The 17,690-nt window shown below is 69.3% G+C and carries 19 protein-coding genes; 10 read left to right on the top strand and 9 right to left on the bottom strand.

What is annotated here, in order from left to right; genetic code table 11:
• Window positions 1-5: 5 nt before the first annotated feature.
• Entirely contained in the window at window positions 6-2,246 is a 2,241-nt protein-coding gene (gene katG, locus AC5Y4Z_RS25205) for a catalase/peroxidase HPI (RefSeq protein WP_499967734.1), read from the top strand.
• Window positions 2,247-2,386: 140 nt separating this feature from the next.
• Here katG and AC5Y4Z_RS25200 read toward each other — a convergent pair whose 3' ends face one another.
• Genes AC5Y4Z_RS25200 through AC5Y4Z_RS25190 form a run of 3 tightly spaced genes read right to left on the bottom strand, consistent with a single transcriptional unit; the run spans window position 2,387 to window position 5,307 of the window.
• A complete protein-coding gene (locus tag AC5Y4Z_RS25200; protein ID WP_499967732.1) occupies window positions 2,387-3,145 on the bottom strand; it encodes a DUF1906 domain-containing protein in 759 nt (252 codons plus the stop codon).
• A 39-nt stretch (window positions 3,146-3,184) separates the two neighbouring features.
• A complete protein-coding gene (locus AC5Y4Z_RS25195; protein WP_499967731.1) occupies window positions 3,185-4,309 on the bottom strand; it encodes an ABC transporter substrate-binding protein in 1,125 nt (374 codons plus the stop codon).
• A gap of 5 nt (window positions 4,310-4,314) precedes the next feature.
• Window positions 4,315-5,307, bottom strand: coding sequence for a hypothetical protein (locus AC5Y4Z_RS25190; RefSeq protein ID WP_499967729.1), 993 nt, complete (start codon window positions 5,305-5,307; stop codon window positions 4,315-4,317).
• A gap of 108 nt (window positions 5,308-5,415) precedes the next feature.
• On the opposite strand from AC5Y4Z_RS25190, the gene AC5Y4Z_RS25185 reads away from it, so the two are divergent.
• From AC5Y4Z_RS25185 to mmpH, 4 genes are all read left to right on the top strand, one after another.
• On the top strand, window positions 5,416-6,036 hold the full coding sequence (locus AC5Y4Z_RS25185) for a TetR/AcrR family transcriptional regulator (protein ID WP_499967727.1): 621 nt from the start codon (window positions 5,416-5,418) through the stop codon (window positions 6,034-6,036).
• Window positions 6,037-6,205: 169 nt separating this feature from the next.
• Window positions 6,206-7,435, top strand: a complete 1,230-nt coding sequence (manT, locus tag AC5Y4Z_RS25180) for an MMP alpha-(1->4)-mannosyltransferase (RefSeq protein ID WP_499967725.1) — start codon at window positions 6,206-6,208, stop codon at window positions 7,433-7,435.
• Window positions 7,429-8,187, top strand: a complete 759-nt coding sequence (locus AC5Y4Z_RS25175; RefSeq protein ID WP_499967723.1) for a class I SAM-dependent methyltransferase — start codon at window positions 7,429-7,431, stop codon at window positions 8,185-8,187. Before manT ends, AC5Y4Z_RS25175 begins: the two co-directional genes overlap by 7 nt.
• Complete coding sequence (gene mmpH / locus AC5Y4Z_RS25170; protein ID WP_499967721.1) at window positions 8,174-9,244, top strand: MMP endo-(1,4)-3-O-methyl-alpha-D-mannosidase; 1,071 nt, start codon at window positions 8,174-8,176, stop codon at window positions 9,242-9,244. Before AC5Y4Z_RS25175 ends, mmpH begins: the two co-directional genes overlap by 14 nt.
• Here mmpH and AC5Y4Z_RS25165 read toward each other — a convergent pair.
• Window positions 9,231-9,878, bottom strand: a complete 648-nt coding sequence (locus AC5Y4Z_RS25165) for a class I SAM-dependent methyltransferase (RefSeq protein ID WP_499967720.1) — start codon at window positions 9,876-9,878, stop codon at window positions 9,231-9,233. The genes mmpH and AC5Y4Z_RS25165 overlap by 14 nt on opposite strands.
• 75 nt (window positions 9,879-9,953) lie before the next feature.
• Here AC5Y4Z_RS25165 and AC5Y4Z_RS25160 point away from each other — a divergent pair, with 75 nt between their 5' ends.
• Entirely contained in the window at window positions 9,954-10,613 is a 660-nt protein-coding gene (locus AC5Y4Z_RS25160) for a cutinase family protein (protein ID WP_499967718.1), read from the top strand.
• 68 nt (window positions 10,614-10,681) lie between these two features.
• On the opposite strand, the gene AC5Y4Z_RS25155 is transcribed toward AC5Y4Z_RS25160, so the two are convergent.
• A complete protein-coding gene (locus AC5Y4Z_RS25155; RefSeq protein ID WP_499967716.1) occupies window positions 10,682-10,870 on the bottom strand; it encodes a hypothetical protein in 189 nt (62 codons plus the stop codon).
• A gap of 223 nt (window positions 10,871-11,093) precedes the next feature.
• Here AC5Y4Z_RS25155 and AC5Y4Z_RS25150 point away from each other — a divergent pair, with 223 nt between their 5' ends.
• On the top strand, window positions 11,094-11,912 hold the full coding sequence (locus tag AC5Y4Z_RS25150) for a glycoside hydrolase family 16 protein (protein WP_499967714.1): 819 nt from the start codon (window positions 11,094-11,096) through the stop codon (window positions 11,910-11,912).
• On the opposite strand, the gene AC5Y4Z_RS25145 is transcribed toward AC5Y4Z_RS25150, so the two are convergent.
• Both AC5Y4Z_RS25145 and AC5Y4Z_RS25140 read right to left on the bottom strand, forming a co-directional pair.
• Window positions 11,913-12,758: a class I SAM-dependent methyltransferase gene (locus tag AC5Y4Z_RS25145; RefSeq protein WP_499967713.1), complete on the bottom strand. Its 846-nt coding sequence runs from the start codon at window positions 12,756-12,758 to the stop codon at window positions 11,913-11,915.
• 18 nt (window positions 12,759-12,776) lie between these two features.
• Window positions 12,777-13,454, bottom strand: coding sequence for a hypothetical protein (locus AC5Y4Z_RS25140; protein WP_499967710.1), 678 nt, complete (start codon window positions 13,452-13,454; stop codon window positions 12,777-12,779).
• A 48-nt stretch (window positions 13,455-13,502) separates the two neighbouring features.
• Here AC5Y4Z_RS25140 and AC5Y4Z_RS25135 point away from each other — a divergent pair, with 48 nt between their 5' ends.
• On the top strand, window positions 13,503-14,522 hold the full coding sequence (locus AC5Y4Z_RS25135) for an NADP-dependent oxidoreductase (RefSeq protein WP_499967709.1): 1,020 nt from the start codon (window positions 13,503-13,505) through the stop codon (window positions 14,520-14,522).
• 3 nt (window positions 14,523-14,525) lie between these two features.
• Window positions 14,526-15,956 carry an amino acid permease gene (locus tag AC5Y4Z_RS25130; RefSeq protein WP_499967837.1) on the top strand — a complete coding sequence of 477 codons (1,431 nt, stop codon included), beginning with the start codon at window positions 14,526-14,528 and terminating at the stop codon, window positions 15,954-15,956.
• Here the strand turns inward: AC5Y4Z_RS25130 and AC5Y4Z_RS25125 are convergent.
• Window positions 15,926-16,282 (bottom strand): limonene-1,2-epoxide hydrolase family protein, encoded by a 357-nt coding sequence (locus tag AC5Y4Z_RS25125; RefSeq protein ID WP_499967707.1) that lies wholly within the window; start codon window positions 16,280-16,282, stop codon window positions 15,926-15,928. The two genes, AC5Y4Z_RS25130 and AC5Y4Z_RS25125, sit on opposite strands and share 31 nt — an antisense overlap.
• Before the next feature lie 121 nt (window positions 16,283-16,403).
• Here AC5Y4Z_RS25125 and AC5Y4Z_RS25120 point away from each other — a divergent pair, with 121 nt between their 5' ends.
• Window positions 16,404-16,658 (top strand): hypothetical protein, encoded by a 255-nt coding sequence (locus tag AC5Y4Z_RS25120; RefSeq protein ID WP_499967704.1) that lies wholly within the window; start codon window positions 16,404-16,406, stop codon window positions 16,656-16,658.
• 132 nt (window positions 16,659-16,790) lie between these two features.
• Here AC5Y4Z_RS25120 and AC5Y4Z_RS25115 read toward each other — a convergent pair whose 3' ends face one another.
• Window positions 16,791-17,690 carry an NAD-dependent epimerase/dehydratase family protein gene (locus tag AC5Y4Z_RS25115; protein WP_499967703.1) on the bottom strand — a complete coding sequence of 300 codons (900 nt, stop codon included), beginning with the start codon at window positions 17,688-17,690 and terminating at the stop codon, window positions 16,791-16,793.

Genomic DNA, 17,690 nt, shown 5'->3' with positions numbered 1-17,690 from the left:
ACGCTGTGTCATCCGATACCTCTCAAAGCCGTCCACCCCACGAGGGCTCCAAGACGGCTAGCACCAGCGAGAGCGAAAACCCGGCCATCCCGTCGCCCAAGCCGAAGGCCCACGCTCCCCTGACCAACCGGGACTGGTGGCCCAACCAGGTCGACGTCTCGACGCTGCACCCGCACTCGCCCCAGTCCAACCCGCTCGGCGACGACTTCGACTACGCCGCGGAGTTCGCCAAGCTCGACGTCGACGCGCTCAAGGCCGACCTGGTCTCGCTGATGACCACCTCGCAGGACTGGTGGCCCGCCGACTACGGCCACTACGGCGGGTTCTTCATCCGGATGAGCTGGCACGCCGCGGGCACCTACCGCATCCACGACGGCCGCGGCGGCGGCGGGCAGGGCCTGCAGCGTTTCGCGCCGCTCAACAGCTGGCCGGACAACGCGAGCCTGGACAAGGCCCGCCGGCTGCTGTGGCCGATCAAGAAGAAGTACGGCAACAAGCTGTCGTGGGCGGACCTGATCGTCCTGGCCGGCAACGTGGCCCTGGAATCCATGGGCTTCAAGACGTTTGGCTTCGCGTTCGGGCGTGAGGACGTCTGGGAGCCCGAGGAGATCCTCTTCGGTGAAGAGGACGAATGGTTGGGCACCGACAAGCGCTACTCCGGCGAGCGCGACCTGGCGCAGCCCTACGGCGCCACGACCATGGGCCTGATCTACGTGAATCCCGAAGGGCCCGAGGGCAAGCCCGACCCGATCGCCGCGGCGATCGACATCCGCGAGACGTTCGGCCGGATGGCGATGAACGACGAGGAGACCGCCGCGCTGATCGTCGGTGGGCACAGCTTCGGCAAGACCCACGGCGCCGGCGACGCCGACCTGGTGGGTCCCGAGCCGGAGGCCGCCCCGATCGAGCAGCAGGGCCTCGGCTGGAAGAGCTCGTATGCCAGCGGGTCGGGCAAGGACGCCATCACCAGCGGCCTGGAGGTCGTCTGGACGCCCACCCCGACCAAGTGGGACAACAGCTTCCTCGAGACGCTGTACGGCTACGAGTGGGAGCTGACCAAGAGCCCCGCCGGGGCCTGGCAGTTCACGGCCAAGGACGGCGCCGGGGCGGGCACCATCCCCGACCCGTTCGGCGGGCCGGGGCGGGCCCCGACGATGCTGGTCACCGACATCTCGTTGCGGGAGTCCCCGATCTACCGGGACATCACCCGACGCTGGCTGGACCACCCCGAGGAGCTGGCCGACGCGTTCGCCAAGGCGTGGTACAAGCTGCTGCACCGTGACATGGGGCCGATCACCCGGTACCTCGGGCCGTGGGTGGCCGAGCCGCAGCTGTGGCAGGACCCCGTCCCCGCCGTCGACCACGAGCTGGTCGACGACAAGGACGTCGCGGCGCTGAAGAAGAAGGTGCTCGGCTCCGGGCTGTCGGTGCCGCAGCTGGTCAAGACGGCGTGGTCGGCGGCCTCGAGCTACCGCAACACCGACAAGCGCGGTGGCGCGAACGGCGGGCGGCTGCGCCTCGAGCCGCAGCGCAACTGGGAGGTCAACGAGCCGTCCGAGCTGGACAAGGTGCTGCCGGTCCTGGAGAAGATCCAGCAGGACTTCAACGGCTCGGCGTCGGGCGGCAAGAAGATCTCGCTGGCCGACGTGATCGTGCTGGCCGGGTCCGCGGCCGTGGAGAAGGCGGCCAAGGACGCCGGCTACGAGATCTCGGTGCACTTCGCGCCGGGCCGGACCGACGCCACGCAGGAGAACACCGACGTGGAGTCGTTCGCGGTGCTCGAGCCGCGGGCCGACGGGTTCCGCAACTACGTGCGGGCCGGCGAGAAGGCGCCGCTGGAGCAGCTGCTGATCGAGCGGGCGTACCTGCTCGGTGTGACGGCGCCGGAGTTGACGGTGCTCGTCGGCGGCCTGCGTGCCCTCGGCGCCAACCACGGCGGCAGCAAGCACGGCGTGTTCACCGACAAGCCGGGCACGCTGACCAACGACTTCTTCGTCAACCTGCTCGACATGGGCACCGAATGGAAGGCGTCGGAGTCCGCGGAGAACGTCTACGAAGGGTTCGACCGCTCCTCGGGTCAGCGCAAGTGGACGGCCACCGCCAACGACCTGGTGTTCGGGTCCAACTCGGTGCTGCGCGCGCTGGTCGAGGTCTACGCCCAGGACGACAACGGCGGCAAGTTCGTCGAGGACTTCGTCGCGGCCTGGGTCAAGGTCATGAACAACGACCGCTTCGACCTGAAGTAATTCGCGGTAGTCAGGCGGCGCCCCGCGGGCTTTTGGCTCGCGGGGCGTCGTCGTTCGCGCGTTGTTTCGTCATCGAGCGTGGGACCTATGTACTGGCTCGGGGCGGTTTTCGTACGTAAGGCCCACGGTCGACGCGAGGCTCAGCGAGCGAGATCCCACTGCCCGTAGTCGGGCGCGAGGACGTCGTCGATGTCCACGTTGATCCCGCCGAGCAGCGGGCTCGGGTTCGACGGGCTGTTGACGACGGCCTGGTAGAGCACCGCCGCGGGTTCGCGCTGCCCGTTAGACCACGATCGCGTCTGCCACGCCCAGCGGTGCCCCGGCGAGCTCGAGTTTCCGACGACGTTGTCGCGGACCGCCCACCCACACGCCTTGGCGTGCCCGTAGATGCCGGTGCGGGGCACGCCCAGCACCGAGTTGATCCCCCGAAACCATTGCACCGCAACGCCATTCCAGGTGTCGACGTCGATGTTGTCGTCGATGCTGAAGAAGATCGGCGCCGAATCCGGCCCGCCGGCCGCGCTGTGCAGCCGCATCGCGGTATGGGCGTCGGCCACGCCGCCGTCGAACCCGCGGGTGCAGTCCGACGGGTCGGGCCAGCCCGGCTTGCCGTACTGGAAGTTGCTGACGATCTGCAGGCCTGCCGCGCGCAGCGAGTCGGCGTACGCGCGGGTGATGGGCTTCGCCTCGAAGTTCGCGCCCGGCCGCGACTCCGACACGTAGTTCACCACGCCCGTGTAGCCCGCGCCTTTGATCTCCTCCGGCGCGATCCTCTTCTCGGCGAAGTCGATCAGCCTGATGTCGGCGGCCGCCGCTTTCGGCCCGTTAGCCATCGCGGCCCCCAGGCCGAGGACGGCGGGCGCATATCTGAAGACCTCGCGCCTGGAGAGTCCGCGCATCGCGCGATGGTAACAAAACCCGCCGCGCTCACCGGCCCGTCAGTGCGCCGCAGTGGTATCGACCAGGCCCTCCACGGTCGCGTGCATGACGGTGCCGCTGGCGTCCGGCAGCACCCGCCGGGCCACCAGGAACTCGCTGCCCATCCAGCCGCGGCGGATGAACTTGCCGAAGCCGATGCGCGTTCCGGGCGCGCCCGTGGCGGCCGGCATCATCTTGATCTTCTCCAGCGCGTCCTTGACGCCGGCGCCGGTCAGCGGCCGCGCGGTGGCCAGGGCGGTCATCATCACGCGCCCGACATCGCAGCAGTAGAGCGGAAAGTAGTACTCCGGGCGGCGCCCGTGCCGCGCCTCGAAGCGGTCGAGGAAAGCCTGGCCGACCGCGTTTCGTTCGTCGTACTGATCCAGCCCGACCCAACCGGCCAACTGCTCGCGCCACCACTGGCTGAGCGCCGCGAACTCGAACGCGGTGGTCGTGTATCGCGGTGGCACCCAGCCGATTTCGGCCAGCGCGTCGTTCATGCCGGGAATCCCCAGCCCGAACCCGACGTGCAGGATGGCGTCGGGTTTCTGAAATGCCAGCTCCGCCATGGCCTTTCGCTTGTCGGCCTGTACCTGCGGGATCGCCACCTCGGCGGTGACCTGCAGCCCCGCGGTCTTGCACGCGACCCGCGCCGTGCGCAGGTACTCGTCACCGATCAGCGACGATTCGAACGCGATCCCGACGGTCTTGCGGCCGTCCAGCCTCGCGACGGTCGCCATGATGATGGGCTCCTCTTCCATCGAGCCCGCGGCCAACCCGAACGACCATTCGCCGAGGATGTTCTCCGAGGCGCCCATCGTGATGATCGGCACCTGGGCGAGGTCTTCGACGTAGCGGCGCAGCGCGACGGCGTTCTCCGACACCCACGGGCCGAAGATCACCTGCACGTCGTGCTCGACCAGCCCGAAGAACGCGTCGCGCACCGCCCGGAAGGACCCGTTGGGCAGGCCCTGCACCGCGCGCACGACGAACTCGACGGGCCGCTCGATGACGCCGCGCTCCACGTAGTCGTCGGCGACCAATTGCAAAGCGGGAAGGATGTTCTCGTCGTAGCCGCCCTCTCCGTTCGATGCGTCGACGTAGTCGAACAGCAGCCCGATGCGGGCGGGCTCGATGGTGCTCATAGCGATCAGCGCCCGCGGGCCAGCGCGAAGCGCTGCATCATCAGGTCCAGCAGCTCGGCGGTCAGCATGCCCCCGGCGTACTCCACCCAGCACCAGCTCCGGGCCGGCTCCTTGCCCGACGAACCGCCCGTCAGGCGCCCGAAGAAATGCAACGGGCTGCCGCTGGTGTCGAACCCGAACGAATACGAATCGGCGCCGATCGACGCGTCCAGCGTGACCAGCTTGCCATCGCCGTCGAAGCCCGGCATCGCGACGATGTCGTCGTGCACGGTGGTGACGCAGTCCTTGATCTGGTAGCCGGGCCCGAACGCGACGTCGTCGCGGCCCTGCCAAAAGCTGCCGCCGCCCAGGGTTTCGTCGGTGTACTCGTGCAGCCAGGACACCCACATGCCCTGCAGGTGGCGCGCGATCGGCAGTTCGGTGTAGGCCATCCCCGGCGGCCCGTAGGCGAAATCCTGATGCGCATAGCCCGACACCTGCACGCCGGCGACCTCCCCGGTCGCATACATCAGCTCGTGGCGGTAGTAGACCTCGTGCTCGACGCCGTCCTGGGCCGGCACGTGGGTGACGACGACGTCGCTGACCGGGCGGCCGCGGATCTGCCAGCGTTCGCTCGCGTCGTACCAGTGCAAGCCGTCCGCGTCGCGTTCGAGGCGGCCGCTGGAATAGACGGTCTGCAGACGATCGCCGGCGTCGACGTATTCCATGGGCTCGAACCAGTCGATCGAGGAGTACTCGTCGAACAGGTGGGGCGCGTCGGGATCGAGGCCCCTGCGCAGCGCCCGGAACCCGCAGATCGGCGAGGCCACGTGCGTCATCCCGACCAGGAAGTCGTCGGTTCCGCGCAGCCCCCAGTAGTCCTGACCCGACGCGTCCGAGACGACCGCCCCCAGCCAGATGCCGGCCAGACCCACGCCCTCGCGCGGCGCCCACCCGCGCCGGTAGTGATCCAGCGACGGCACCTCGCGGGTCACCTCGAAGTCAACTCGTTGCGGCACCCGATCAACATATCCTGTGGATGTTGATTAGGCACCTGATTCAGCGCCAGCCCAAGTCATCGGCCGGAAAGATCAACCTGTCGAATGCATGTTGGTACCATCTGCTGCGTGGCCAGGCGAGGTGGGACCGACGAAGACCGTCGCGCTCGCGGTGACCGGACGCGGCGCGACCTGATCGCCGCCGGGCGTGCGCTGTTCGTCGACCCGGGATTCTTCAAGGCGACCATCGGCGACCTGGTGTCGCGGTCCGGCGTGGGCACCCGTGGTGCGTTCTACCACCACTTCGAGAACAAGGCGGAGCTGTTCCACGCGGTGTTCCAGGAGGTGGAACGGGACCTGATGCTGCGGTCGCTGGCCCAACCTCCGCCCGGTCGGAGCGCGTGGGAGCGCCTGGTGAGCGGGTTGCGCGGGTTCCTCGACGCGGCGGCCGAACCCGAGGTGCAGCGGATCATCCTCGTCGACGGTCCGGTGATCCTGGGCTGGCAGACGCTGCGGGCCATTCAGGAGGCCGGCAGCATGGCGGCGATCGAGGTGCTCGTGCACCGCGCGATCGCCGAGGGCTCGATCGAGCCGCAGCCGGTGCGCGAGTTCACCCACATGCTGGTGGCCGCGCTGGAAGAGGCGGCGCTGCTGGTTGCCCACTCCCCGGATCCCGACGCGACGCGCGTGTCGTCGGCCGAAGTGCTGGACCGGGTGCTGCGCGCGCTGACCACGAGCCTCAGCGCCTGATCAGCGACGACCGGTGCCCGATCGGCGCCCGCGCGTTGCGTCATTTAGGTGGGCGAACTATAGTCTGGACACATGTCCAGTTTGCTGTCACGGGGTTCGGGAGTCCGTTGATCGCGATGGATCAGGGGGCGGCCGTCCGCGCTCTTTCGTCGGCGGATAAGAGTTAAGTATGCGAATTGCCCTGCTGTCCTACCGTAGTAAGACCCATTGCGGCGGACAGGGCGTCTACGTGCGCCATCTCAGCCACGGTCTGGTGGAACTCGGTCACGACGTCGAGGTGTTTTCCGGCCAGCCCTATCCGGAGCTGCTCGACCCTCGAGTGCGGCTGACGAAGGTGCCGAGCCTCGACCTCTACCGCGAGCCCGACCCGTTCCGGGTGCCGCGCCCGAGCGAGATCCGTGACTCGATCGACCTGCTGGAACTGCTGACCGTGTGGACCGCAGGGTTTCCAGAACCGCGCACGTTCACCATGCGCGTGGCCCGGCTGCTGGCCGAGCGGCCCGGCGACTTCGACGTCGTGCACGACAATCAGAGCCTGGGAACCGGGCTGCTCGCGATCGCCGGCGCGGGGCTGCCGGTGGTGGCGACCGTGCACCACCCCATCACCCGCGACCGGGTGCTCGATGTCGCCGCCGCGCGGTGGTGGCGAAAGCCGTTGGTGCACAGGTGGTATGGCTTCTCCAAGATGCAGGAGGAGGTCGCGCGCCGCATTCCCGACCTGCTGACGGTCTCGTCCTCGTCGGCGGCCGACATCGTCGCCGACTTCGGTGTCTTGCCGGATCAGCTGCACGTGGTGCCGCTGGGGGTGAACACCGAGCTGTTCCAGCCGGGCCCGCGCGCGCGGCACCCCGGCCGGATCATCGCGATCGCCAGCGCCGACACCCCGCTCAAGGGGGTGCGCACCCTGCTGCAGGCCGTGGCCCGGCTGCGCACGCGCCGAGACGTCGAGCTGCGCCTGGTGGCCAAGGTCGAACCCAACGGTCCCACCCACAAACTCATCGCCGAGCTGGGCATCTCCGACATCGTCCACATCACCAGCGGCCTGTCGGATGCCGAGCTGGCCGCGTTGTTCGCCTCGGCCGAGGTCGCCTGCATTCCCTCGCTCTACGAAGGGTTTTCGCTGCCCGCGGTGGAGGCCATGGCCAGCGGCACCCCGATCGTGGCCAGCCGGGTCGGCGCCCTGCCCGAGGTGGTGGGCACCGGCGGCGCCTGCGCCCAGCTGGTGCCGCCCGCCGACGTCGACGCGCTCACCGGCGCGCTCGGGGAGCTGCTCGACTCCCCGGAAAAGCGCCGCACCATGGGCAAGGCCGGCCGCGAGCGCGCGGTCACCGTGTTCAGCTGGGAGGCCGTGGCCGCGCAGACGGTGGGCGTCTACGAGCGGGCGATCGCGCGATGCTGACCGTGGATTTCGACCGGCTCGGCATCGGGCCGGCCACCAAGGTCATCGACGTCGGCTGCGGGGCGGGCCGGCACGCCTTCGAGGCCTACCGGCGCGGCGCCGACGTCGTCGCCTTCGACCGCGACGCGGACGAATTGCGTTCCGTCGACACCATTTTGCGCGCGATGGCCGAGACCGGGGAGGCGCCCGCCTCGGCGTCGGCGAAGGTGGTCCTCGGTGACGCGCTGAAGTTGCCCTACGCCGACGAGACGTTCGACTGCGTCATCGCATCGGAAATTCTCGAGCACATCCCCCACGACGACGCCGCCATCGCCGAACTGGTGCGCGTCCTCAAGGTCGGCGGCACGCTGGCGGTCAGCGTCCCGCGCTGGCTGCCCGAACGGGTGTGCTGGCTGCTGTCCGACGAATACCACGCTAACGAGGGCGGCCACGTGCGCATCTACCGGGCCAGCGAGCTGCGGGACAAAATCGCCGGCGCCGCAATGCGATTGACGCACACCCATCACGCGCACGCGCTGCACGCTCCGTTCTGGTGGCTGAAATGCGCCGTGGGCGTGGACAATCCCGATCATCCGGCGGTGGCCGCCTACCACAAGCTCCTGGTGTGGGACCTGATGCGCCGCCCCAAGGTGACGCAGCTGGCGGAGTCGCTGCTCAACCCCCTGGTGGGCAAGAGCGTCGCGATGTATTTCACCAAGCTCTGCGCCACGGAAAGCGAAGCGGCCCCGGGGTATTCCGTTGCATCGGTTTAGCCCGCCGGCCGTGCCGGGTGTCCTCACCCCGGGCCAATGCCGCCAGACCGCGCTGTCGATAGCCGCCGAACAGGAACCCTCGGGCGCCATCCCCTGGTTCGCCGGCGGCCACACCGATCCCTGGGATCACATCGAATGCGCGATGGCGCTCACCGCGGCCGGGCTGCTGGAGCCGGCGCGGGCGGCGTTCGACTGGAGCCGCCGCACGCAGCGGCCCGACGGGTCCTGGGCCATCCAGACCCGTGCGGGCATCGTCGAGGACGCCAACAGCGACAGCAACTTCTGCGCCTACATCGCCACCGGCGTGTGGCATCACGTGCTGGTCACCGGCGACAAGTCGTTCGCCGCCCAGATGTGGCCGGTGGTGCATGAGGCCATCGACTTCGTCATCGACCTGCAGTTCGGCTACGGCGAGATCGCCTGGGCGCGAAGCGAAGCCGGGCCCCAGCAGGAAGCGCTGCTGACCGGGTGCGCCAGCGTGTTCCACAGCATCCGCTGCGCGCTTGCGCTGGCCGCGCTCGTCGGGGACCCGCAGCCGGAGTGGGAACTGGCGCTCGGGCGCCTGGGCCACGCGATCGCCGCGCATCCCGAGGCGTTCACCGAGAAGGACCGCTATTCGATGGACTGGTACTACCCCATCCTCGGCGGCGCGCTCCGCGGCCCCGACGCCGCGGCGCGGATCAAGCAGCGCTGGGACGACTTCGTGGTCGACGGCCTCGGCATCCGCTGCGTCGGCGACCGGCCGTGGGTGACCGGCGCCGAGACATGTGAACTGGTGATGGCGCTCGACGCCATCGGCCACCGCTCGGCCGCGCACCGGCAGTTCGCCGCGATGCAGCACCTGCGCGAGGAGGACGGATCCTATTGGACCGGCCTGGTATTCGCCGACGGGAAGCGCTGGCCCGAGGAGCGCACCACCTGGACCGGGGCGGCGATGATCCTGGCCGCCGACGCGCTGTCGGACACCACCGCGGCCGCCGGGATCTTCCGCGGCGACGCGCTGCCCATGGGCCTGCAGACCGACTTCGACTGCGAATGCGTGGCTACGGGCCGCTGATCCGTTCCAGCACCCGCAGCGACCCGGTCGCCGAAACCTCCCGGAACTGACCGGAATCCAGGGCGCGGCAATAGATGTGGTAGGGCGGCCGGCCGCCGTCCTTGGGATCCGGGAACACGTCGTGGATGAGCAGCGCCCCGCCGACGACGACCCACTTCGCCCATCCGTCGTAGTCCTGATTCGCGGCGTCCTCGCTGTGACCGCCGTCGATGAACAGGAACCGCAGCGGCGTCCGCCAGCCCCGGGCCACCACCGGCGAGCGGCCCACGACGGCGACGACGTGGTCGTCGAGCCCGGCGGCGTCGAGCGTGCGGCGAAAGGACGGCAACGTGTCGAACAGGCCGGTGACCTCGTCGACCAGCGAGGCGTCGTGGTACTCCCAGCCGGCCTGGTGCTCCTCGGAGCCGTGGTGATGGTCGACGGTGTAGAGCACGCTGCCGGTCTGCTGTGCCGCCGCGCCCAGCAACAGGGTGGATTTGCCGCAGTAGGTGCCGATCTCGACGCCGACGCCGCCGCCGAGGTAGCGCAGCGCGGCGTCGTACACCGCGCGGCCCTCGTCGGGCGGCATGAAGCCCTGCACCCGCTCGGCCATCGCGAACAGGCGCTCGGGCGAGTGGGCGTCGGCGCGGTTCATGAGCCGAACCTATCAGGCGCGCATGCCCATTCACGCCGCCGAGCGGCGCGGGCGCGATCCCTCTAACATCGTGCTGTGCGCGTATTGCCTCTCCTCGTCACGGCCGGGCTGTCGGTCGCCGCTGCGGTGCTTCCCCTCGGACCACCCGCGGCCACGCCGCACGCCGCCGCCGCCAGCTGTTCACCGGTGCACGTCGTGTTCGCCCGCGGCCGCAAGGAATCACCCGGCCCGGGCGTCCTGGGTAACGCGTTCATCAGCGCCCTCCGATCCAGGGTGTCGAGGAGCGTCAGCACGTATGCCGTGCAGTACCCCGCCGACACCGAGGTCGCCCAGGGCGCCAACGACATGAGCCACCACATCCAGGACGTGGTCAACAGCTGCCCCGACACCCGGCTGGTGCTGGGCGGCTACTCGCTGGGCGCGGCGGTCACCGACGTGGTGCTCGCGGCGCCCATCTCCGCCTTCGGTTTCGACAGTCCGCTGCCGCCGGGCACCGACGAGCACGTCGCCGCGGTCGCGCTGTTCGGCAACGGCAGCGCATGGGCGGGCCCGATCACGAGGTTCAGCCCGATCTACAACGACCGGACCATCGAGCTGTGCCACGGCGCCGATCCCGTCTGCAACCCGGCCGACCCGAACACCTGGAAGGAGAACTGGCCCCAGCACCTCGCCAGCGCGTACATCGACGCGGGCATGGCCAACCAGGCCGCCGACTTCGTCGCGGGCAAGCTCTAACGCAGGCATTGCGGAAAAACGCGCCGAAGTCGCAACGGCGTCACAGCCGGCGAAGGCGGCCGAATTATTCAGGCCGAAGTATCGCCGCTCGAGTACACCGTGAAATTGCGGACGACGTCACCGGCCGCGTATTTGCGGGCCAGGTAGGACGGATGACGGCGCATCGCCGCGCGGCGCTCGCGTTCCCGCCGCCGGGCCGCGACCCATGCCGGATGCGACCTGAGGTTAATGACCTTCGCCTCCGACGCATTCGCCATGATTCTTGCTCCTCCCGATCAACCGCAATAACCACCGGGGCGGTTATGGGTTCGTGATCCAGAATGCCCCGCCAATGCTGTGACCAAACCCTGCGCCGAGATGAGAATTAGCCATGAATATTCGGCGTCATTCCCGCAAACCTCGGTGCTGCGGACTCTAGCGAGGGGCACCGACATCGAGGGTTTCGCGCCGGGGCGCCACCGCTGCTATGGTGCGTTGCTTATGCCGGAGATGGACCGCCGCCGCATGATGTTCACGGCCGGGATCGGGGCGCTGGCAGTCGCGCTGCCCGTCCCCAGGGCCCGCGCCCACCCGTCCCTGCCCGCGGCACCCAGCGGCCAGGCCGGGAACTACATCTTCCACGACGAATTCGACGGCCCGGCCGGCTCGGCCCCCGATGCGTCGAAATGGGCGGTGGCCAAGGCCCGCGAGACGATCAAAGACCCGACCTACTGGGAGCGGCCGGAAAACATCGGGCAATACCGCGACGACCGCCGCAACGTGTTCGTCGACGGCAACTCCAACCTGGTGCTGCGCGCGGCCAAGGACGGCCCCACGTACTACAGCGGCAAGGTGCAAAGCCTGTGGCGCGGCGGCGTCGGCCACACCTGGGAAGCCCGGATCAAGCTCAATTGCCTCACCCCCGGCGCCTGGCCCGCCTATTGGCTGGGCAACGACGATCAGGGCGAAATCGACGTCCTCGAGTGGTACGGCAACGGCAACTGGCCCTCGGCCACCACAGTGCACGCCAAGGCGAACGGCGGGGAATGGAAGACCCACAACATCGCCGTCGACGGCGGCTGGCACACCTGGCGATGCCAGTGGGACGAGGCCGGGATCCGCTTCTGGAAGGACTATTCCGACGGCGCGCAGCCGTACTTCGACGTGCCGGCCAGCTCCCTGCCCGACTGGCCGTTCAACGGGCCGGGCTACACGGTGTTTCCGGTGTTCAACCTCGCCGTCGCCGGCTCGGGCGGCGGCGACCCGGGGTCCGGGACCTATCCCGCGGACATGCTGATCGACTGGATCCGCGTCTGGTAATCACCGGGTGAGCAGGGCGGTCGCGCTCCACACCCGGCGGCCCGGGCGGCGCGGGTCGGGCGGCCGCAGCAGCGTCAGCGGGCGCATGTACAGCGGCAGCCGATGCAGCCGGCGGGCGGCCAGATACAGCGGTTGCACGTCCACGGTGCGCCAGCCGAGGTCCTCGAAAAACGCCAACCCGTTCTCGGGCGCGAACTTGAACGGCGCGTTGGCCAGCATGCCGGCCATCTTCTTGTTCATCATCTTCCGCAGGCCCGGACCGGCGAAGTCGAGCATCCACCACGTCACCTCCGGGCGCTGGAACGCCGCCGAGAGCGAGGCCATGTCGCTGTTGTCCAGGTACATCGACAGGCCCTCGGTCAGCACCAGCGCCTTGGACGCGCCGCGCAGGGCGTCGTCGAGGAAGGCGCCGCGGGCCTGCGGGTCGGCGAGGTCGACGGCCGTGCGGGTCAGCCGGCACCGCGGCGCCTGGTCCGCCAGCAGCCGCGTCTTTTCCTCCAGCAACTTCGGCAGGTCCGCCTCCACCCAGGTGAAATCGGGCGGCAGGTCGAGCCGGTAGGGCCGGGTGTCCAGCCCGGCGGCCAGGTTCAGCACCCGGTCGCAGCCGTCGGCGATCGCGTCGGCGATGGCGTCGTCGATGATCTTGGTGCGCGCGACGAGCCACCAGCCGTTGCGGGTCGACCGCGGGACCCGGGCGACGATGGCGCGGCCGTGCTCGCCGGCCAGCAGCCCGGCGAGCGGGTCCTGGAACAGGGCGTCGGGTCGCGCCGACTCGGTTGCCCGGTGCAGGGCCGTCCATCGGGCCGTGTCGGATACGTGGGTGATCGTGTGCGCGGGGCTTGACATACCTGCGTTATAGCAGCCCTATTGGCCGGCCTTGCCGCCGGCGAGCCACACCGCGGTCACCGCGCGGGTCTGCGGCGGCGGGAAGACGGCGCCCGGTTCGCCCAGCCGGCCGACCTTGACCGTCCACACCGGCGACGAGCGGTCGATGCAGGTCCCGGGGCCCGAGTCGGGTTGCCACAGCACCGCGGGGTTCGCGCCGGGGGGATTGCCGCATCCGTAGACGCCGACGTACCCGTCCGCGCGCCCGCCCCACGCGCCGCCGTTGCGGAACAGGCACTGGGTGCCGTCGTCGAGCGTCAGCGCGAACGGGTCCGGGACGGCGTTCGCGTGCACGGGCGGCAGCGAGCCGTCGTAGGTGACCCGGTGCAGGCTCATCGTCCACGGATTGTCCACGCACAGCAGCGATCCCGGCGTCGACGGCCAGCAGGCGTTGGCGCCGGCCGCGGTCGGCGAGCAGTAGTAGACGTCGTCGGCCACCGCCGACGGCGACGCCGTGGAGCAGTCGCTGGCCCGGCCGACGTTGCCCGGTCCCGTCGCCTCGTGGTAGCCGTTGATCGGTTGGCCGGCGGGACCGACGGCCATCACCGTGATCACCTGGGTGGGCGGCGGATCCGCGCCCGCCGGTGCGGGCAGGGCGACGACCGCCGCCGTCGTTGCGGCGATGGGCAGCAGGGCAACCCGCGACATCACGTTCACCGCCTCATCTTCCTGTCCGGCCGCCCCCGGGTCCAGTACGGTGCGCTTATGTCCGAGCGAAACCGCCGCTTCCTGCTCAGCAAACGCCCCACCGGGCGCATCGGCCCCGACACCTTCCAGCTGAGCGAGGGCGCCGTGCCCGACATCGGCGACGGCGAGGCGCTGGTGCGCATCGACTGGATCTCGGTCGACCCCACCAACCGCACGTGGATCAACGACACCCCGACATACCTGCCGCCGGTGGCCATCGGCGAGGTCATGCGCGCCGGCGGGCTGGGCGAGGTGGTCGCGTCGAAGAATCCGCGGTATGCCGTCGGGCAGGCAGTGCAGGGCCTGCTCGGCTGGCAGGAGTACGCGGTCGTCTCGGACGCGACGTTCGTGACACCGCTCGAAATCGCCGAGGGGGTTTCGCCGAGCGCCTACCTGGGTGCGCTGGGAACGACGGGGCTGACGGCGTGGATCGGTATCCGCGACATCGGCAAGCCCAAGCGGGGCGAGACGGTCGTCGTGTCGGCCGCGGCGGGCGCGGTCGGGTCGATCGCCGGGCAGCTCGCCAAGGCCGACGGCGCGCGCGTCGTCGGGATCGCCGGCGGACCCGAGAAGTGCGCCCTGCTCACCGAGCGGCTCGGGTTCGACGCGGCCGTCGATCACCGCGCCGACGACTGGGCCGCCCAGCTCGCCGCGGCGACCCCCGACGGCATCGACGTCGACTTCGAGAACGTCGGCGGCGACATCATGGACGCGGTCTTCGCGCGGGTGAATATCGGTGCGCGCGTTGCTCTTTGCGGCCTGATCTCCGGCTACAACGCGGCCGATCCGCCCCCGGGACCGCGCGCGTTCGGCAACCTGCTCATCCAGCGCGCGACCGTGCAGGGCTTCATCGTCCTCGACCACCTGGGGCGCGCGGCGGAGGCGGCCGGCGAGATCGCCGGCCTGATCGCCAACGGTCGGCTCACCCCGCTCGAGACGGTGGTCGAGGGCTTCGAGCAGCTGCCGGCGGCGATCAACATGCTGTTCGACGGCGCCAACGTCGGCAAGCTCGTGGTCAAGCTCCACGACGGGACGTAGACGATCGCGCAACCGCGCCCAGGACTGCAACGGCGCCTGGCGAACCGGCACATCCAGCTGATCGCGATCGGCGGCGCGATCGGCACCGGCCTGTTCATGGGTTCGGGCCGCACCATCGCCCACGCGGGCCCGGCGGTGGTGCTGATTTACGGAATCATCGGCTTCTTCGTGTTTTTCGTGCTGCGCGCGATGGGCGAGCTGCTGCTGTCGAACCTGAACTACAAGTCGTTCGTGGACTTCGCGGCCGACCTGCTGGGCCCGGCGGCCGGCTTCTTCGTCGGCTGGTCGTACTGGTTCGCGTGGATGGTCACCGGCATCGCCGAAATTGTGGCGATCGCCGGCTATGCGAAGTTCTGGTGGCCCGGCGCGCCGGCGTGGCTGGTGGCGCTCGCCACCGCCGGGCTGATCCTCGCGGTCAACCTCTTCGACGTCCGCAACTTCGGGGAGATCGAGTTCTGGTTCGCCCTGATCAAGGTGGCCGCGATCGGGTTCCTCATCGTCGTGGGCGCCGTTTTGGTGGCGACCAATTTCGTGTCACCACAAGGCCATCGGGCGACGATCGAGAACCTGTGGAACGACGGCGGATTCTTCGCCACGGGTTTCATGGGCGCGGTCGGCGGGTTTCAGATCGCGTTCTTCGCGTTCGTCGGTGTGGAGCTCGTCGGCGCCGCCGCGGCCGAGTCGGCCGACCCGTTTCGCACCCTCCCCCGCGCGATCAACGCCGTCCCGGTGCGCGTGGCGATCTTCTACGTCGGCGCGCTGCTGGCGATGCTCACCGTGGTGCCCTGGCGCCAGTTCCCCAGCGGCGAGTCGCCTTTCGTGACGATGTTCTCGCTGGCCGGTCTTGCCGGTGCGGCGTCGATCGTCAATTTCGTGGTGACCACCGCGGCCGCGTCGGCGGCCAACTCCGGGGCGTTCTCCACCGGCCGCATGCTTTTCGGGCTGGCCGACGAGGGCAGCGCCCCGGCGATTTTCGGCCGCCTGAACCGCGGCGGCGTGCCGGCGGCCGCCCTGTTCCTCACGGCGGCACTGCTTTTGACCTCCGTCCCGCTGATCTACCTCGGCGGTTCGGTGATCCGCGCGTTCACGCTCGTGACCACCATCGCCGCCCTGCTGTTCATGTTCGTGTGGGCGATGATCGTCGTCAGCTACCTCGTCTATCGGCGCCGGCACCCGCAGCGCCACGCCGAATCGGTCTACCCGATGCCCGCCGGGGTGGCGATGTGCTGGGCCGTCCTCGGCTTCTTCGCGTTCGTCCTGTGGACGCTGTGCACCCAGCGTGAGACCGCGATCGCCCTGGCCTGCTTTCCGCTGTGGTTCGTGGTCCTCGCGGCGGGGTGGTCGGTGGTGCGGCGGCGGCCCGGCCGCGCCGAGCGGTACCGCCGGTTCAAAGCCGAGATGGACTACGACGGGGCGTTGGGCACGTCGAAGTAGTCGCGCCAGGCGGTGATCTTGTCGCCGTCCACCTCGAAGGCCCCCATGACGCGTGCGTGGATCGGCCTGCCGTCGTAGACGAAGTGATCGAGGCGCTCGGTCAACACCACATTGCCCGCGACGGCGAGATTCAAGATCTCGATGTTGCCCTCCGCCGTGCGGTCGACGTATCCCTGGACGGCCTTGCGGATTTCGTCGTGGCCGGTGACGGCCCCGAGGGGCACGTTGTCCCAGACCGCGTCGTCGGCGAAGTGGCTGACGATCTCGTCGACGTTCAGGCGACTCCAGGAGTCGAGTTCGGCGCGGACGACCTCCTCAGGGCTCATGGCGCGACAGTAATGCACCGCGAAACGGCGCGCAGGTTATTGGGATCGGTAGCCGATTCCCCGCTTTGTACTTGGCGCAGTGACGACGCCATCCCGGCGGCGCCTCATGAAAGGAAATGACATGAAGCTTGTACCCACCAGCATCGAGGAGCAGATCAACCGCGTCGACCGCCAGCGCAGCCTGTACTTCGGGATCAGCGCCGGCCTGGTCGCGGCCTGGAGCGTGTTCCGCCTGATCTGGGTGCTGTACCTCGGCCTGACGTTCGGCTGGTTCTTCGGGGCGATGGTTTTCCAGGTGGTGCTCTGGGGGGCAATCGGTGCGGTCGCTGGGATCGCGGCCGTCGGGTTACTGACTCGCTACTCCAAGGGGTCTTGAACCTGACACGCTGTGCGCGCCGGGGAAGTCCCGAACCCAACCGGGGTTCGGGACTTTTCCGTTGGCCGCCGAGCGTCGAGTTGTTGCGTGCTCTTTCGTGCGATCGCCACAACAAGTCGACGCTCGGCGCAGCTAGGTGGCGAACTCCGGGTGAAACTTGGCGGCCATGCGGCGCAACCCGTCTCGCCAGTCGACCGTCGTGCCGCCGACGAGCTCGTGCATGCGCGTCACGTCGGTGGGGTTGCCGCGCAGCGCCTGCTCGCTCTCCTCGAACACCGGCTCCTTGCCGACGAGCGAACCCAGATAGCCGCACCAGTCCTGCAGGCTGACGGTCTGGTGGCCACACCAGTTGACCGTGGTCGCCGGGACCGTCGCCGCCTCGAGCAGCTTCGGGATGGTCGCGATGATGTCGTCCTCGTGGATCGGGTTGTAGCGCGCCGGGCCGCCGGGCGGGACCGGAATCGGGATGCCGGCCAGCATCATCTCCATGTGGTAGAACGGCCAGCCGCCGTTGTCGCCGTAGGGGACGTTGAGCCGGGCGATGATGGTGGGCAGGTCGAGGACGCGGGCCATCGACCGGGCGACGACCTCGCCGGCGATCTTGGAAATGGAATAGGTGGGAAACAGCGGCTTGTGGTTGTCGCCCAGCGCCGCCGACTCGGTCCGGACGTCGTCGCCGGGCGGGTCGTAGACGGCGCCGGACGAGCAGTGCAGGAAGGCCTTCGCGCCGCGGCAGTGCGCCATCAGCAGCCCGACCGACTCCGCGTTGGCGCCGAGGTCCTTGTCCCAGTGGCCGCTCTTGGCCACCGCCAAATTCAGCACGTAGTCGAAATCGGTTGGCACACCGGTGAAGTCCCCGGCCGCCAGGTTGACGGTCTGACACCGAATCCCCGCCTTTTCCAGGACGTCCCGCGCGGCGGGATCGGTGAAGCGGGCGATGCCCCACACCTCGTTGTCGGCCGCCAGCGCCAGGGCGATGGGGGTGGCGATTTGACCGGTCGGACCCGTGATGAGGATTTTGCAGCCGCGCAT

The organism is Mycobacterium sp. NGS63 (assembly GCF_059812295.1).
This window is presented reverse-complemented; position numbering and strand designations above follow the sequence as displayed.

What these genes read in the sequence shown, in the direction of transcription:
- AC5Y4Z_RS25200 (WP_499967732.1), bottom strand. Translation starts at nt 3,145, where the DNA reads ATGCGCGGACTCTCCAGGCGCGAGGTCTTCAGATATGCGCCCGCCGTC.
- AC5Y4Z_RS25195 (WP_499967731.1), bottom strand. Translation starts at nt 4,309, where the DNA reads ATGAGCACCATCGAGCCCGCCCGCATCGGGCTGCTGTTCGACTACGTC.
- manT (WP_499967725.1), top strand. Translation starts at nt 6,206, where the DNA reads ATGCGAATTGCCCTGCTGTCCTACCGTAGTAAGACCCATTGCGGCGGA.
- AC5Y4Z_RS25175 (WP_499967723.1), top strand. Translation starts at nt 7,429, where the DNA reads ATGCTGACCGTGGATTTCGACCGGCTCGGCATCGGGCCGGCCACCAAG.
- AC5Y4Z_RS25165 (WP_499967720.1), bottom strand. Translation starts at nt 9,878, where the DNA reads ATGAACCGCGCCGACGCCCACTCGCCCGAGCGCCTGTTCGCGATGGCC.
- AC5Y4Z_RS25155 (WP_499967716.1), bottom strand. Translation starts at nt 10,870, where the DNA reads ATGGCGAATGCGTCGGAGGCGAAGGTCATTAACCTCAGGTCGCATCCG.
- AC5Y4Z_RS25150 (WP_499967714.1), top strand. Translation starts at nt 11,094, where the DNA reads ATGCCGGAGATGGACCGCCGCCGCATGATGTTCACGGCCGGGATCGGG.
- AC5Y4Z_RS25145 (WP_499967713.1), bottom strand. Translation starts at nt 12,758, where the DNA reads ATGTCAAGCCCCGCGCACACGATCACCCACGTATCCGACACGGCCCGA.
- AC5Y4Z_RS25135 (WP_499967709.1), top strand. Translation starts at nt 13,503, where the DNA reads ATGTCCGAGCGAAACCGCCGCTTCCTGCTCAGCAAACGCCCCACCGGG.
- AC5Y4Z_RS25125 (WP_499967707.1), bottom strand. Translation starts at nt 16,282, where the DNA reads ATGAGCCCTGAGGAGGTCGTCCGCGCCGAACTCGACTCCTGGAGTCGC.
- AC5Y4Z_RS25120 (WP_499967704.1), top strand. Translation starts at nt 16,404, where the DNA reads ATGAAGCTTGTACCCACCAGCATCGAGGAGCAGATCAACCGCGTCGAC.
- AC5Y4Z_RS25115 (WP_499967703.1), bottom strand. Translation starts at nt 17,690, where the DNA reads ATGCGCGGCTGCAAAATCCTCATCACGGGTCCGACCGGTCAAATCGCC.